Genomic DNA, 15,289 nt, shown 5'->3' on the forward strand with positions numbered 1-15,289 from the left:
AAATTAGTTATATTCAACTTCGGATGATGTCGATCGATCAAGTAAAATCCTTTTATGAAATACCAAAGTCACCCCTGCTTATCATCCTGCTATTTTTTCATATCGATATATAGATCCAACAAAAAATACCTGAAACCAGTGATAAGGCTTGTCAGCATATTCGTTTATTTTTGCAGGAAAGAACAGTGGAAAATGAGAAAATTAATTGGATGTTATATGATACTCCTGACACTTAGCCCTCTTTATTCGGCAGCACAGGAAAACGTAAGATTTGACGATAATTTCAACTTATGGAATATACAAAAAGGTCAGCAGGCAACTGTTTTTGCCACCAAAGCCTATATTCGTACTCAACCTAAGCTTAATGCCCCCATTGTAGACTCCTTATCCTTAGGAAATATAGTTACTATCAATAGCTCCCCACTCAAAGGAAATACCATAAAAAATTTCTATGCCCCCTGGCATGAGATAAGTTATTCTGATGGCAACGCTAAAAAGACTGGATTTATTTGGCTCGGGCTATTGGCATTGGGAAAGCAAACCGCTGCCGATGGCTCACAATATATCTATGGTTTCGAACGTTTTTTGAAAAGTACCAATGAGCAGGAACCGGATCGTTTCTCAACTGTTGTAAAACTACTGGATGCGAACGGGAATTTGCAGGCAGAAAAGTCATTTCCTTTCGCCTATTCGGAACAAACATTTTCCCAAAGCAAATTGCTGCCAGCAATGGGACTCCAAAATGTTAAACAGATCATTCGCATAGAATTTCTAGGAGAAGCTTGTGGAATTCCTTCCGAATACAACTATGTTGCCTGGACAGGACAGCAGCTTGTTAGTCTCCCAAGTCGATACTCCGTGAGTGATGCGGGTGTTTTCTATTATGATGAAAAGATTCTTTTCCCTTCGGAACATGGAAAAAATAACCAGATTATCTATAAATACATCGAAGAAGGAGAAGTTATCGACGATAATGCAGAATATCCAAATTTCAAGGTTACTAAAAAGAAAGAAGAATTCCAATGGAACGGTACTGGCTTTGAAAAGCTGCCAACGGCCAACTAGTACTTTCCATCAATTTTAACATATTGCACTATTAAAAAATAAGAATTGACAAATGGACGAGAAAAATATATATGATTTGTTCTATAGCGGGCAATTAGATCTATTTATCATTGAAGGGGAAAATCAACTGAAACAAAACGACCAAGACGTTATGCTCTGGACGTATCTTGCCATCGCTTACCACGATCAGGTTTTTTATGAGGGCCACGAAGCTATTTTTGATATCATTCAAGAAAAAATGATCCCCTATTTTCAGAAAGCATTGACAATCGAACCTGAAAATGAAACGACCCTCTATCATATCCTAAATTATGTACTTGATAATCAAGCAACGTTAGCACAAATTGGTTATCCAAAACGACATATTACAGAAACGAATAAAGCTCAATTCATCGACTATGCGAAAAAACTAATCGCGTCGCCCAATATGAGCGGATATGGCTACAATTATCTAACTAACATCTATGAAGGGCTTCAAGATGATACTTCGATGCTACCGGCTTTAGAGGCGGGAATCAATTTCGTTAAAGAAGCCTTTAAACATGAGCGCGAAACATCGGATCATAATTTCTCGATCTTTTGGATAAAGAAAATATACCTGCTGGACCGTACAAAGCAGATCAATGAAACCAACGTGTCAAGTTTAATTGAAGCGGATTTCAAACACTTCATCAGCAGCAACGAAATGAATTATGTAGATCTTGCTGAAATTGCTTATGAAAACAAAGCGATCGACCTAGCTCTTCAGATTCTACTTAAGCTTATCAAAGGAGAAAACTCTGCTGTACATATTCACCAAGAGCTTGTCAAATGGCATGCAAGGTTTGAAGAGTTGATTGCTGAGGGCTATGAAAACCCTGAAGTTTTCTATTATCAGCTCATCATTGAGCGGAATTATTCAGAGGAAATCGGAATCCCACTTGATTATTACTATTTGCATGCACTTAAATTGATAGACGAATATCCGGGATCTTATGCTGGTTATCATTTTGCAGCTGCATATCTCTATGATGAGGGGCAATATGCTGCTGCGATTCCACATCTCCAAATGGTAGGCGAAAGGCAATGGAATGTCACATCGTGGCGACGTTTGGTCGAATGTAGCCATAAAACCAATGCTGTAGTTTATGATCAGATTCCCCTTTTCAGGGATCTTCCACGGGAATGCTATAATGAAGCTGTTATCCTCTCCGATTTTGTTCATTCTTTGGACAATTTGACTGCTGCTAACCAATCGGCATTGCAAACGCTTGTCCTCGGGCTCTACCGCCAGGCTTATGCTGCATTTAACGATTACTTTGAAGAAGATAAATACGAAAGTGACTATTTTGGTGGCAGCCACAACAGGGCCATGAATTGCAATAATTTAGCATTAGCGTATAAAGAAGCCGGCGACTTGGAATCCTGCTACACGATTGCTACTGAAGGATTAAACTATTCGAACTTTGAAGAGCTTCACTTCACCCGGGCCGATGCCATGTCAGCATTGGAAGACTATGTGCGGCTGGAGGATGTACTGCAACAGTACTTTGATGCCTATCAAATTTCATTAGAAGCCACCCTTGAACAGTCAGAATTTGCCGTCGAAGAAGATCAGGAAGATGAAAATACCGAACCAGTTATCTTTCCTCCCTGCTACCGTATGCTTATGCATCAAATCGATGTCGAATATCACCTGGAACGCTCAGTGGATATTCAATCCAGAGCTCAGCAATTGCTGGAGTTTGTCTATCGATTCTATATTAATAATCCCAATTTGGATGATTATCATTATCGCGATTTCGAAGCCACCAAGAATGCTATTGAGGGTATAATCTATCACATGATCGAACAGGATAACTTGGAGCAGCGTATCTCCTATTACCAAGACATGGCACAGAAATATCCACATGAAGCACAGCCTCAATATGTGCTGATGCAACTGCACAATGAGCAAAGCAACTATAAAGCCATGAACGCCGCTGCTCAAAAATACCTTAAAAATAAAAGGGAATTTATCATAGATAGTTTCGACAAAGCGAAGACACTCTACTTAATCATCAAAAGCCATTATTATATGAAGGAATTTGATGCGGGTATAGAAACCTTCCAAACCTATGACAATTGGGTCCAGTCCATTATGGAACCCAATGATTACGTGCTTTGGTTAAAATTCGGGATTGAACTTTTGGCTGAAAACGGCGCTATCCACGAACTAAATAAATATACCAACGTTTTTAATAGCATTTACTCACAATATGACTGGGGTTATGACGACGATGTCGAATCGGTCAGGTTAGCAGAGGCTCTTGCTACCTACAAAAATGCAAATCTAAAAAAAGCACACAGCCTGCTGGATGAAGTCCTTGCCTACTCGGATCACTCGCCCTTGGCTGACGAATACAAACGGACATGGAAAAAACCAGGCTTCTTTTCTGGCTTTAAATTTTAACAGTTCCATTGCTTTCAAACCAATAAAATCCCCCATACTTCGTTCCCTATTAGCTGGCTTTTTCAAGAACCAGCTAATAGGGAACAAATAAAAAGCGATGGATACGTAAAAAAAATAAATAGAAAGCAGATAATTCGCAAAAAAGCTATCTTTGGATAGATATGGCGATTCAGCGATTTATATTGATCCTTTTAACCTTCGGCTTTTTAATGAGTACGTCTGCCGCTTTCGCTTGCCATCAGAAGGATAACGCTGCATCTGACGCCGGGCATAAGACAGCTGCTCACACAAAAGAACTTTGCTGCGCGAAATCTAAATCCGCTAAAAAAGCCATCTGCAAACACCATAAACGAGGTAAAAATTGTAATTGCCAATGTGCTTATGGTTGCACTATTTTGGCGATTTACAATCCGCCTGAGCCAAGCCCTAAAATTTGTGCCATTGCAATCAAAAAAAACTATAAATCAATAGTGCCCGTATTTGTTTCAGGTGGATATTACTGTCCCTGGGTACCGCCCAAAATAAGCTGATTGAATACCCATCATTTTTGATTACTTATTTTTATTTATTCTTTCATTTCAATACTATGAAAATCCATCATTATATCATAACAGGGGTACTTGTGCTCTCCTCTTTAACAAACCGTGCACAAGACATCAACACGACGAACAGCAATGTCAAGATCGCAGGGAACTGCGGTATGTGCAAAAAAACAATAGAAAATGCGGGAACCTCAGCTCATGCTAAAGTAGACTGGAACGAAGACAATCAGACAGCGACGATATCCTATGATAGTAAGAAAACTTCCTTGGATGCAGTACTGAAAAATATTGCTGGAGCAGGCTATGACAATGAAAAATATTTGGCCTCCGAAGAAGCTTACACAAAACTCCATGCTTGTTGCCAATACGAAAGGAATTTAGTTCCTTCTGCTTCAGATGCTGCTAAGGACGCAGAAAGCCCATTAGCAGTTTCAACTGATAACAACAGCAATCGAACCAACTTTCAGCAAATCTATGACCAATACTTTCTGCATAAAGATGCACTTGTTACTGCTGACAGCAAACAAGCAGCAGGCTTAGCAAATCATCTTTCCGATGCAATCAGCAAAGTAAAAGTCGCTAATTTAACGGAAGTGGAACAAGACATCTGGAAAACAAAAATGACATCGCTTAAAGCTGCTGCAAAGAATCTGCAAGACGCAAAGGACCTCCATAAACAGCGAGAAGCCTTCGCTGTGCTGTCTGAAGACATCTATAGTTTGTCCAAAAGCTCCAAGCCTTCTTTTTCCGTTTATTATCAAAAGTGCCCAATGTTCAATAAAGGTAAAGGTGGCACTTGGTTAAGTCGTGATAAAGAGATCAAAAATCCCTATTATGGTATGCAGATGCTGACATGTGGCAGTACTGTTCAGACACTTTAACGGATATTTCCACTTAATTTCATCTGATAAAGGTTTATCTAGCAATAAGATAAACCTTTTTTTTTTATAATTGCGACTGCAATAATCAACTTTTTTAAACCAAAATGGTATATTTAGTATCAACAGGAATAGATTGGCTCAGATGACGAGATGAGTTTATTATAAAAGCAAGATTCAATTCATGGAAAAAGTGATTATTACAGGCGGTGCTGGAGCCATAGGTCTTCATTTGACAAAACTATTGGTTGCCAATTTCTATGAAGTTATTATTTTTACCAGAAATCCCAAATCCCACCCCACACAACCCAATGTCCGTTACATACATTGGGATCCCAGCAAACAAATAATTGATACGAAATCAATTCAAGAAGCCGATTATATCATCAATCTGGTGGGTGCCAACCTGAACGCCAAACGCTGGACAAAGTCCTATCAACAGGAAATTATCACCAGCCGGGTAGAAAGCGGACAGCTACTCTACCAAAGCCTAAAGCAAATACCAAATCAGGTAAAAGCAGTCATATCGGCCTCCGCCATAGGATGGTATGGAACAGACGATCAATACCAAAAAAAACCTTTTGAAGAAGGGGATCCACAAGGCGGAAATTTTCTATCCTGGGTATGCAACCTCTGGGAAGGAAGTGTAAAACCTATCGAAACATTGGGAAAAAGACTCATTGTCTTCCGATTTGGGGTAGTTATCAGCAAAGATCAAGGCCTACTCAAAGAAATCAGCCGCTTCCTACCCTTTCGTTCAATCCCGATATTAGGCTCTGGTAAACAGATACTCAGTTGGATCCATATGGATGATCTCTGTCGGATGCTCCTTTTTGGCATACAAAATGATACCTTAGCCGGGATTTATAATGCCTGTTCATCCGAACCGCTTCCCCTCACGGAGTTTGTAAAAAGAATAGCCAAACGTAAATACGGTCCATTCTATATTCCCCTACCCATCCCGGCATTTTTGATTAAATTTATGCTTGGAAAAAAAGGGCAAGAAATGGTGCTCAATGGCACTTGGGTAAGCAACAAAAAGATAGTACATGAAAAATTCCCTTTTAAATATCCCCTTTTGGACAATAATTGTATAGATAATTTACATATTGATTAATTGTTAATTCCCGTTAATTTCCGCCCTTTTTGGGACAAAATCCGTATATTTGCGGCTTATGAAGATTTTTAGATATGGCGCAAAGGGCTCCGAAAAAGCGGGAGTCATTTTAAACGAAAAGAAATACGATGTTTCAGAAGGAAATTTTCAATATAACCGCGATTTCTTTGCGGATATTGCAAATTTAGAAAAACTTCAAGCATATATAATTGAAAAAGGCGACACGCTTAAAGAGATCGCTGACGACGAGCGTATCGGTACGCCATTGGAAGCCCCTTCCAAAATCCTTTGTGTAGGGCTTAATTTCGATGATCACGTCAAAGAAACCAAATTGCAACAAGCTTCAGAGCCTATTGTCTTTATGAAATCTGTATCTGCGTTCAATGGCCCTTTTGATGGAATCACCCTTCCGAAGTTCTCTGTAAAATCTGATTGGGAAACCGAATTTGCCATTGTAATTGGAAAAAAAGCTTCTTATGTTACTGAAGAAGAAGCTTTGGACCATGTGTTTGGCTATGTGCTACACAATGACGTTACAGAGCGTGAATTTCAGATCGAGCGTGGCGGAACCTGGGACAAAGGTAAAGGATGCGACACTTTCGCTCCTATTGGTCCGTTTATAGCAACCAAGGATGAAATCACAGATATTGATAATTTGAAAATATGGCTTAAACTCAATGGTGAAATCATGCAAGATGGTAATACAAGTGATTTTATCTATCGTGTGCCCAAATTGATTTCTTATTTAAGTCACTTTATGAGCTTACTTCCAGGCGACATCATTTCTACAGGATCACCTGCAGGATCTGGCATGGGCAAATCCCCACAAAGATTCCTGAAAGATGGCGATGTCATCGAATATGGCATCGATGGACTTGGATCTGCAAAACAAGTGATTTCAGCTTATCAAGCGTTATAAAAAACATATATATGGGTTCTTTCATTCTTTTCAGTCTGAAAGAACCCACTTTCTATCACTTACAGACAAAGAACATCTACACTGCCTCTGCCGCCATACGTTAATTTAATTTATTTTATCCCCGGCATTTGTGTACATTTATAGCAACATCATCCATTTTTCTAAATATAGCTAAATACCCATAGGGTCAATGATTCAACTAAACAACATATCCAAATCTTTTGAGGTAAAAGCCGTACGCATCGATGCTTTAAAAGACATCTCACTGTCTATTGCAAAAGGTGAAATTTTTGGTGTAATAGGGGCTTCCGGAGCCGGAAAAAGTACTTTGATCCGTTGCGTCAACCTTTTGGAAAGACCAGACAGTGGTCAAGTAATTATAGAAAATGACGACTTGATGTCACTGTCTTCCAGTGGTCTTATGTTGAAAAGAAGAAAAATTGGTATGATTTTCCAACATTTCAATTTACTATCATCACGAACAGTCTATGGGAACATATCCTTCCCGCTTGAACTTGAAGGTAAATCGAAAGAATTTATCAGCCGAAAAGTGTTGGAACTATTGCATTTGGTCGGGTTGGAAGACAAAGCCGACGTGTACCCCGCAAATCTCTCCGGAGGCCAAAAACAACGTGTTGCCATCGCGCGTGCATTAGCCAATGACCCTTACATTCTACTTTGCGATGAGGCCACAAGTGCCTTAGACCCAGCAACGACAAAATCCATACTCAAACTGCTAAAAAAAATCAATAAGCAGCTTGACCTTACGATATTGTTGATTACTCACGAGATGGATGTTATAAAAAGTATTTGCGATCAGGTTGCCGTATTGGACCATGGAAAATTGATCGAAGCTGGCCCAGTAGAAACAATATTCGCTAATCCACAAGAAGCAACAACCAAAAACTTTATTCAATCTTCACTTGAAGTAGACATTCCACTAAGTTTGCAGGAACGCTTGAAAAGCGATGGAAACCCACTCGTAGAAATCTATCTAACTTCAAATGAAGAATCTATCTCATTTATACAGCATTTGGAACAACAATATCAAGTCAAGACAAACATCATTACCGCTCAAATAGATTATATTGGCGAAATGAAATTTGGTGTTATATTGGCCGAACTATCGGGTGAAAAAGAAAATGTAACGCATAGTCTATCGTTCTTAAAAGAAAAGCATTCACAAACTAAAATATTAGGCTATGTCTGATCAGGTATTTAATCTTCTACTATCAGGGACATTAGAAACCCTGACCATGACGTTCCTGTCTGGTTTCTTTGGTTTTGTACTAGGTCTCCCACTTGGAATATACCTGTTCTTAACCCGAAAACATCAACTACTGGAAAACAAAGGCATGCACCAACTTGTTTCCTTGATAGTTAATGTCTTTAGGTCTATCCCATTTATTATACTCATTGTATGGATGATTCCGTTTACGCGTAATATTGTGGGAACATCAATAGGCATGTCCGCGGCATTGGTTCCTTTGAGTATAGGTGCGGCCCCGTTTATTGCAAGGCTAGTAGAAAATAGTCTTTTGGAAATTCCAAATGGCCTAATCGAAGCCTCAAGAGCAATGGGCGCAAATGCCCAACAGGTGATTTTCAAAGTATTACTTCCTGAGGCGCTCCCCTCGCTAGTAAACAATGCTACAATTACACTGATCACACTTGTTGGTTACTCTGCAATGGGTGGTGCCGTAGGTGCTGGTGGATTGGGACAGATTGGTTATCAGTATGGTTATGTAGGATATGACACTTTTATCATGAATTCTGTTCTAATTTTATTAATTTTAATCGTATTCCTGTTACAATATACGGGAGATTACATCTCAAAAAAAGTAAACCATCGTTAACATAAATTATATCATATGAAAAAATTGAACTATGCATTTGCAATCTTAGCTTTCAGTCTCGTATCGATTGTAGCATGCAATAACAGGGAAAAGAAAGAGAATATCCTTAAAGTCGGTGTTGTGACTGGCCCCGAAAAGGAGCTAGCAGAAACGGCTAAGAAAGTTGCAAAAGAAAAGTTCAATCTCGATGTGGAGTTAGTGGCCTTCAACGACTACGTTGTGCCTAATGAAGCCTTAAATCAAGGTGATATCGACGTAAACGTATTCCAGCATCAGCCCTATCTACAAGAACAATCCAAACAACGCGGTTTCACCAAACTAACCATCGTCGGAAACACATTTGTATTTCCTATCGTTGCTTATTCAAAGAAAATCAAAACTATCACCGAATTACAGCCCGGAGCCACTATTGCCATCCCAAATGATCCTACCAATGGGGGGCGCTCACTTTTGCTTCTCCAACGCGAGGGAATTATCGGCCTAAAAGAAAATGTAGGTATCCAACCTAAAGTAACAGATATTGTCAGCAATCCTAAACAGGTCAAAATCATTGAGATGGAAGCACCACAGTTACCCCGTGTCTTGGATGATCCCCAAGTTACAATTGCTATCATCAATAACAGTTTCGCGTCTCAAGCTGGATTGGATCCAGAAAAACAAGGTTTATTCACAGAGGATAAAGAATCTCCCTATGTCAATCTAATCGTTGCCCGCTCAGATAATAAAAACGATGAGAAAGTCCAACAGTTTATTCAAGCATATCAATCACCAGAAGTAGAAGCTACCGCAAAGAAGGTCTTCAAAAATGGTGCAATTAAAGGCTGGTAAAATTTAGCACATGCAAGTGATACAATCAGGTCAATTATGCCCTTGTGGCTCCGGTAATACCTATAGCGAATGCTGCCAGCAAATACATCTTTCCCATACCAATGCGACCACAGCGGAGGCGTTGATGCGCGCACGCTATAGTGCCTTTGTGGCACAACAGATTGATTTCCTATACGATACGTTTCATCCCTCAACACGACGGCTCCAAAATAAACAGGCAATCGGACAATGGGCGCGGGAGAATAAATGGATGCAACTCTCGATCCTGAAATCTACATTCCACACAGTCGAGTTTGAAGCACATTATCTGGACCCGAAGATGGAAGTTCAAATTCACCATGAAAAGTCTACTTTCAAAAAACAAGGTGATTTATGGTACTACGTTGACGGACGTTGATATAAAATATTTTACTTGCAAGCTATTGTAAAGGATATCAGGCCGTCAACAACAGCTTGCAAGCATCTTTTTATTTTATAAAAGAAAATATAGCATCAACAAAGGCTTTATTTTGCTCGTAATACAAGACATGCCCACCTTCGATGAGCACAGTCCTTTGGTGCGGAAATTGAAACTTTCGGTAGTGATCCACCCCAATAGCATAATCCTTTTTACCCGCAATGACCAAAACTGGCACTTTAATCTCTTTTGTTTCTGGCCTAAAATCTTCGCAATAGATTTTATAATCCCATACATGTTTCCCAAAATCATAAGTTCGATCAGGACTCTCATCGATATGATCTAGTTTATCGACCGTTTTCTTATCGTCAGAGAGCATTTTATAGCTCAAATCCTTCGCTGAAAGTGCTCGCCTTGCTAACGAAAAAGTGGACAAGATTGAATCCTTGGCTGCAATCTTGAAGTTACTGTGGATTAATTGGTTAACATACCCTATCTGATCTTCCAATGAACTATTAAGATCCAAAGTCGAGTTTGCCAAAATTAAACCAAACAAATGTTCTGGATATTTTTTCGCATAATTTACAGCGATTACCCCCCCGAAGGAATGCGCCAATAGATAGATTCTTTCAACCCCTTGGGCATGACGAATAGCTTCAATGTCTTCAACCATGCGATCTAACGAATAATTTCCACTAGCCGATACTTCAGATCTTCCACAACCTCGCTGGTCCAAATACACCATCCTTAGCCGCTTTTCAAGACCACGCCCGCCCATCTCCTCAAAGGACTTGCTCCACGCGCCTGGACCACCATGAACGAAAATACAAACCGGTCCATTTCCGGCAGACTTCGCAAAAAGTTTGACTCCATCCTGGGTTTCAATATAAGCGGATGAATCACGATCGACAGCAGTCATCTTTGTTTGAGCAAATGCCATATTGATCGTAATCATTACACAAAAAAAATAAAATATAGATCGTCTCATTTCCCTGTACGGATTTGGTTTAAAGTTCTATTTGGTTCAAAGAACGGTATTTACAGCGCTAAATATAATAAATAGGCGTAGCAAAATCATCAACATGAGCTAAAGACAATAAAAAAGCAGTCTCAACGGGATGTCAAGACTGCTTTTTTCAACGAATATTCGTTAGTTATTTCTATTAGATCGCCTCTTCAGTATCTTCACGGTAAGGAGCTTCTTCATCAAATTCTCCTTCCCATTTAGCAACAACAACGGTTGCCAAACAATTTCCGATTACATTGACAGAGGTACGCGCCATATCCATGAGTTCATCGATACCTAAAATTGCAGCAATGACAAATGTTGGTAAGCCAAACTGATCCGCTGTCGCAATCAAAATAATTAATGAAGCCCTTGGTACAGCAGCAACACCTTTGGAGGTGATCATCAACGTAAATGCAATCATTAATTGATGTCCGAACGACAAATGGATACCAGCCGCCTGAGCGACAAAGATCGCAGCCAACGATAGATAAAGTGAAGTACCATCCAAGTTAAAACTATATCCTGTCGGAATTACAAAAGAAACAATCTTACGTGGCACACCAAATTTCTCCATCGCGCTCATTGCTTTCGGTAATGCCGCATCCGAACTTGTAGTGGCAAATGCAATCGAAACAGGTTCCTTAATTGCATTAATAAAACGTTTCACAGGTATTTTTAGATAAAGTGCTACCGGAAGAAGAACCAGACATAAAAAGCACACTAAAGCGAAATACAGCGTCGCTAAAAGCATGAAAAGATTCTTTAAGATATCGACACCAAGATGTCCCACCGTGTAGGCCATGGCAGCACCAACTCCAATAGGTGCAAAGTACATAATCATGTTCGTAAACTTAAACATCGTTTCAGACATACTCTCGGTAAAATCAACCAAGGGTTTACGCTTTTTCTCATCGACCATTGCCAATCCAATCCCAAACAAAATTGAAAATACAACAATCTGTAAAACTTGATTATCCGCTACAGATTTGACAATATTTTCAGGAAACAAGTCCCTAATAAAAGAAGTAAACTTATATACAGGATGCACATGGTCCGGAAGTGTTTTAAGGATATGCTCATCCATGCTTTCTTTCGGCACCGGAAGTTCTTCATGCGGCATATGAGCAACATCCACCCCCACTCCTGCCCGAGTCAGGTTTATCGCACCTAAACCAATAAAAATAGCACAAGTCGTTGCACAGAAGAAATACAGCATCGATTTCCACGCCATGCGCCCTACCTGTTTCAAATCAGAATGCCCTGCAATTCCATAAACAAGTGTAGCAAAGAGAATCGGTCCGACAATAGTCTTGACCAATTTGATAAAACCTTTACTTAAAGGTTGCAGGGAAATTGCCAGATTTGGAAAATCCAAGCCAACAAATATCCCCATAATCATACAAGTAAGAATCCAGGTGGTCAAATTTTTCTTGAAGAGCGCATTTACAACCAAAACGGTAGCAACTATCCAACGGACAGCCATTAGAAATTCATGCGAAAAGCCTACAACATCAAATTCGTATAATACAGCAATGATACAAGCTAATGTAACTGTGATCAGGGTAATCAACCCTATTTTGGTTTTTAACATTTAAAAGATTTTAATGGTCAAAAGAACAAAAATAAAAAAATACTATGCTTTTGCAAATATTATTATTCCAAATAGCCAAGTTTCGCAACAAAATATCGATTTCGCCAAAATAGAAAGACACAAAAAAGGCAGGAAAATTTCTTATCCTGCCTTATATTTTAACGGAGTACTAAATTTATTCCGCGTGTAACCAAGCTTTTTTCGCTAATAGCTCATCGTTAGATTCGCGCACATCTTCGTCATCCACACAACAATCAACAGGGCAAACCGCCGCACATTGAGGCTCATCGTGGAAACCTACACATTCTGTACATTTATCTGAAACAATATAATAGACTTCATTTGAGATTGCTTCCTGAGACTCGTTGGCATCTAAGGTAACACCCTCGCCAAAATCAATAATCCCATCTAAAGCCGTCCCATCTGAGAATTTCCAAGTTACACCAGCATCGTATATTGCATTATTTGGGCATTCCGGTTCGCAAGCACCACAGTTAATGCATTCGTCTGTAATTTTAATCGCCATTTATAACCTCACAATTATGATAAATAAACTATTTTTGCATTATCAATATGAAACAAAGTCTGATTGAACAATAAGGCTAGTTGATTCACGTTGATTAATGTTAACAGCACAAATATAATACAAATTTGTGTATTCATCTTTTAAAATTTTAATATTTTGACAAAGCAACAACGAATAAATGCATTTGTAAAATTAGGCGAGCAGCTTCAACAGCGACCTGAAGATTTGATTCAAATCATTCAATTCGCCCAACATAAAAACCCCTGGTACACCCCACAAAATGTTGAACGCGCCATTCATGCGATTGCTGCCAATTTGACAACAGAAAAGCTAACCCAATGGTTGACGCCTTATCCAGATCTTAGTCCAACGAAAACAGTAGGATTGATTCTTGCCGGCAATATTCCGTTGGTAGGATTCCATGATATTCTCTGTGTGTTGATTAGCGGCTTTAAAGCCAAAATCAAAATTTCATCAGACGATGCTGGACTGACAACTTATGTCCTCAATCTGCTCAAGCAAATCGAGCCGTCCTTTCTTGATGCTTTTGAAATTGTGGACAAGCTAAAAGATTTCGATTTGGTCATTGCAACGGGCTCCAATAATACCTCCCGCTATTTTGATTACTATTTTGGTGCTAAGCCTCATATTATTCGTCGCAACAGAAATAGTATTGCTGTCATCGGTGGACAAGAATCTCCAGAGCAATTTGAAGCCCTTGGGCATGACATCTTTGATTATTTTGGACTAGGCTGTCGCTCTGTATCAAAGCTATTTATTCCAAAAGATTACCCAATAGCACACTTCTTCGAAGGTATCGCTACTTTTAACAACGTGACAGAGCATTTTAAATATAATAACAATTACGACTACAACAAATCCATCTATCTGATCAACGGCGACAAGCATTTTGATAATGGATTTTTATTGCTCAAAGAAGATGAGCGCACAGCTTCTCCCCTTGCTGTGGTTTACTACGAAACATACGAAACAATCGCTGAAGTTGAAAATAAGCTCAAACTAACGAGAGAAAATATCCAATGTATTGTATCAGAAGTAACATTAAATGTGCCGTCGCCTGTATTTCATTTTGGAGAAAGCCAATGCCCTGCTTTAGATGATTTTGCTGATGGCGTGAATACACTGGATTTTTTATTCGCACAGCAATAAGCTTCCTTTAAATTCATAGTAAATAAATTGCATTAAAAATACTAACTTTGAAATCATGTATATCATTAAAGTAAAAGGCGTCGCCAAAATCCCTGATTATGTTCAATTAAGAGATGATGCCTTCACCTTGCTGGCATATTTTAGAGTCGACCGCCCAGATAAATCACTTGATAAGATTGGATTAGGAGAAAAGGCAGAATATATCATGCAACTGGTTAAAGAAATGCCTTTTGGACAAATTAAAAAATTAGAATTTTAGCTTCCATGATTGAAAATAAAGTCATTACATTAAAAAACGTTGATATCTTCCAACAAAAACATCTGGTATTGTCCAATGTTAATTTAAACATTGGTAAAGGAGAATTTATTTATCTCATCGGCCAGTCCGGCAGTGGAAAAAGTAGTTTGCTAAAAATCATTTACGGTGATTTATACATCGGCAATGGTGAGGGTATGATTGCGGGCTTTGATCTTAAAAAGCTGCACGAAAATGATGTTCCCTACTTGCGTAGAAAATTGGGGATTGTATTTCAGGACTTTCATCTTTTATCAGACAGAAGCATAGAGAAAAACCTCGAATTTGCACTGAAAGCAACAGGCTGGAAAGATAAGAAAATGATCGATAGCCGTATATTAGATGTATTGGAAAAAGTTGGGCTTCGTTCCAAACTTAAGAAAATGCCGCATGAACTTTCTGGCGGTGAGCAACAACGTATTGTAATTGCGCGCGCATTACTAAATAACCCTGAAATTATTCTGGCAGATGAACCTACCGGTAACTTAGATCCTGCTACATCAGAAGAAATCGTCTTATTATTACGTGACATTGCCAATTCCGGAACAGCTATTTTAATGGCAACACACGATTATACCATTATCCGTAATATGCCATCCCGCATCATCAAAACCGCTGATGGAATATTACAGGACAATGTCAGTATCTAGACGGAAAACTGACAT

Annotated in this window: 15 protein-coding genes; 12 read left to right on the forward strand and 3 right to left on the reverse strand. The window is 39.1% G+C overall.

The window, feature by feature from the left end:
* Window positions 1-192 precede the first annotated feature (192 nt).
* From AB1Z56_RS09735 to AB1Z56_RS09775, 9 genes are all read left to right on the forward strand, one after another.
* On the forward strand, window positions 193-1,065 hold the full coding sequence (locus tag AB1Z56_RS09735; protein ID WP_426791916.1) for a hypothetical protein: 873 nt from the start codon (window positions 193-195) through the stop codon (window positions 1,063-1,065).
* A gap of 52 nt (window positions 1,066-1,117) precedes the next feature.
* The gene (locus AB1Z56_RS09740) at window positions 1,118-3,496 is read left to right on the forward strand and encodes a hypothetical protein (protein WP_426791917.1); all 2,379 of its coding nucleotides are present in this window, start codon (window positions 1,118-1,120) and stop codon (window positions 3,494-3,496) included.
* A gap of 586 nt (window positions 3,497-4,082) precedes the next feature.
* Window positions 4,083-4,919: a DUF3347 domain-containing protein gene (locus tag AB1Z56_RS09745; RefSeq protein ID WP_426791918.1), complete on the forward strand. Its 837-nt coding sequence runs from the start codon at window positions 4,083-4,085 to the stop codon at window positions 4,917-4,919.
* A gap of 181 nt (window positions 4,920-5,100) precedes the next feature.
* A complete protein-coding gene (locus tag AB1Z56_RS09750; RefSeq protein WP_426791919.1) occupies window positions 5,101-6,033 on the forward strand; it encodes a TIGR01777 family oxidoreductase in 933 nt (310 codons plus the stop codon).
* 58 nt (window positions 6,034-6,091) lie between these two features.
* Window positions 6,092-6,952, forward strand: a complete 861-nt coding sequence (locus AB1Z56_RS09755; RefSeq protein ID WP_309367043.1) for a fumarylacetoacetate hydrolase family protein — start codon at window positions 6,092-6,094, stop codon at window positions 6,950-6,952.
* Between the two features lie 190 nt (window positions 6,953-7,142).
* Window positions 7,143-8,162: a methionine ABC transporter ATP-binding protein gene (locus AB1Z56_RS09760; protein WP_309367044.1), complete on the forward strand. Its 1,020-nt coding sequence runs from the start codon at window positions 7,143-7,145 to the stop codon at window positions 8,160-8,162.
* Window positions 8,155-8,808, forward strand: coding sequence for a methionine ABC transporter permease MetI (metI, locus tag AB1Z56_RS09765; protein WP_309367045.1), 654 nt, complete (start codon window positions 8,155-8,157; stop codon window positions 8,806-8,808). Before AB1Z56_RS09760 ends, metI begins: the two co-directional genes overlap by 8 nt.
* Before the next feature lie 15 nt (window positions 8,809-8,823).
* On the forward strand, window positions 8,824-9,636 hold the full coding sequence (gene metQ / locus AB1Z56_RS09770; protein ID WP_309367047.1) for a methionine ABC transporter substrate-binding lipoprotein MetQ: 813 nt from the start codon (window positions 8,824-8,826) through the stop codon (window positions 9,634-9,636).
* A gap of 10 nt (window positions 9,637-9,646) precedes the next feature.
* Window positions 9,647-10,033, forward strand: coding sequence for a YchJ family protein (locus tag AB1Z56_RS09775; protein ID WP_426791920.1), 387 nt, complete (start codon window positions 9,647-9,649; stop codon window positions 10,031-10,033).
* Between the two features lie 70 nt (window positions 10,034-10,103).
* Here the strand turns inward: AB1Z56_RS09775 and AB1Z56_RS09780 are convergent, their stop codons facing one another.
* From AB1Z56_RS09780 to AB1Z56_RS09790, 3 genes are all read right to left on the reverse strand, one after another.
* Complete coding sequence (locus AB1Z56_RS09780; protein WP_426791921.1) at window positions 10,104-10,988, reverse strand: alpha/beta fold hydrolase; 885 nt, start codon at window positions 10,986-10,988, stop codon at window positions 10,104-10,106.
* Between the two features lie 208 nt (window positions 10,989-11,196).
* On the reverse strand, window positions 11,197-12,633 hold the full coding sequence (locus AB1Z56_RS09785; protein ID WP_201668186.1) for a dicarboxylate/amino acid:cation symporter: 1,437 nt from the start codon (window positions 12,631-12,633) through the stop codon (window positions 11,197-11,199).
* A 175-nt stretch (window positions 12,634-12,808) separates the two neighbouring features.
* Window positions 12,809-13,159, reverse strand: a complete 351-nt coding sequence (locus AB1Z56_RS09790) for a 4Fe-4S dicluster domain-containing protein (protein ID WP_309367051.1) — start codon at window positions 13,157-13,159, stop codon at window positions 12,809-12,811.
* A gap of 156 nt (window positions 13,160-13,315) precedes the next feature.
* Here AB1Z56_RS09790 and AB1Z56_RS09795 point away from each other — a divergent pair, with 156 nt between their 5' ends.
* Genes AB1Z56_RS09795 through AB1Z56_RS09805 form a run of 3 tightly spaced genes read left to right on the forward strand, consistent with a single transcriptional unit; the run spans window position 13,316 to window position 15,274 of the window.
* A complete protein-coding gene (locus tag AB1Z56_RS09795) occupies window positions 13,316-14,329 on the forward strand; it encodes an acyl-CoA reductase (RefSeq protein ID WP_426791922.1) in 1,014 nt (337 codons plus the stop codon).
* Window positions 14,330-14,384: 55 nt separating this feature from the next.
* Window positions 14,385-14,588 carry a fructose-6-phosphate aldolase gene (locus tag AB1Z56_RS09800; RefSeq protein WP_070561119.1) on the forward strand — a complete coding sequence of 68 codons (204 nt, stop codon included), beginning with the start codon at window positions 14,385-14,387 and terminating at the stop codon, window positions 14,586-14,588.
* A gap of 5 nt (window positions 14,589-14,593) precedes the next feature.
* The gene (locus tag AB1Z56_RS09805; RefSeq protein WP_309367053.1) at window positions 14,594-15,274 is read left to right on the forward strand and encodes a cell division ATP-binding protein FtsE; all 681 of its coding nucleotides are present in this window, start codon (window positions 14,594-14,596) and stop codon (window positions 15,272-15,274) included.
* Window positions 15,275-15,289: the final 15 nt, after the last annotated feature.

The sequence above is a fragment of the Sphingobacterium sp. WOUb80 genome, assembly GCF_050058145.1.
GTDB lineage: Bacteria > Bacteroidota > Bacteroidia > Sphingobacteriales > Sphingobacteriaceae > Sphingobacterium.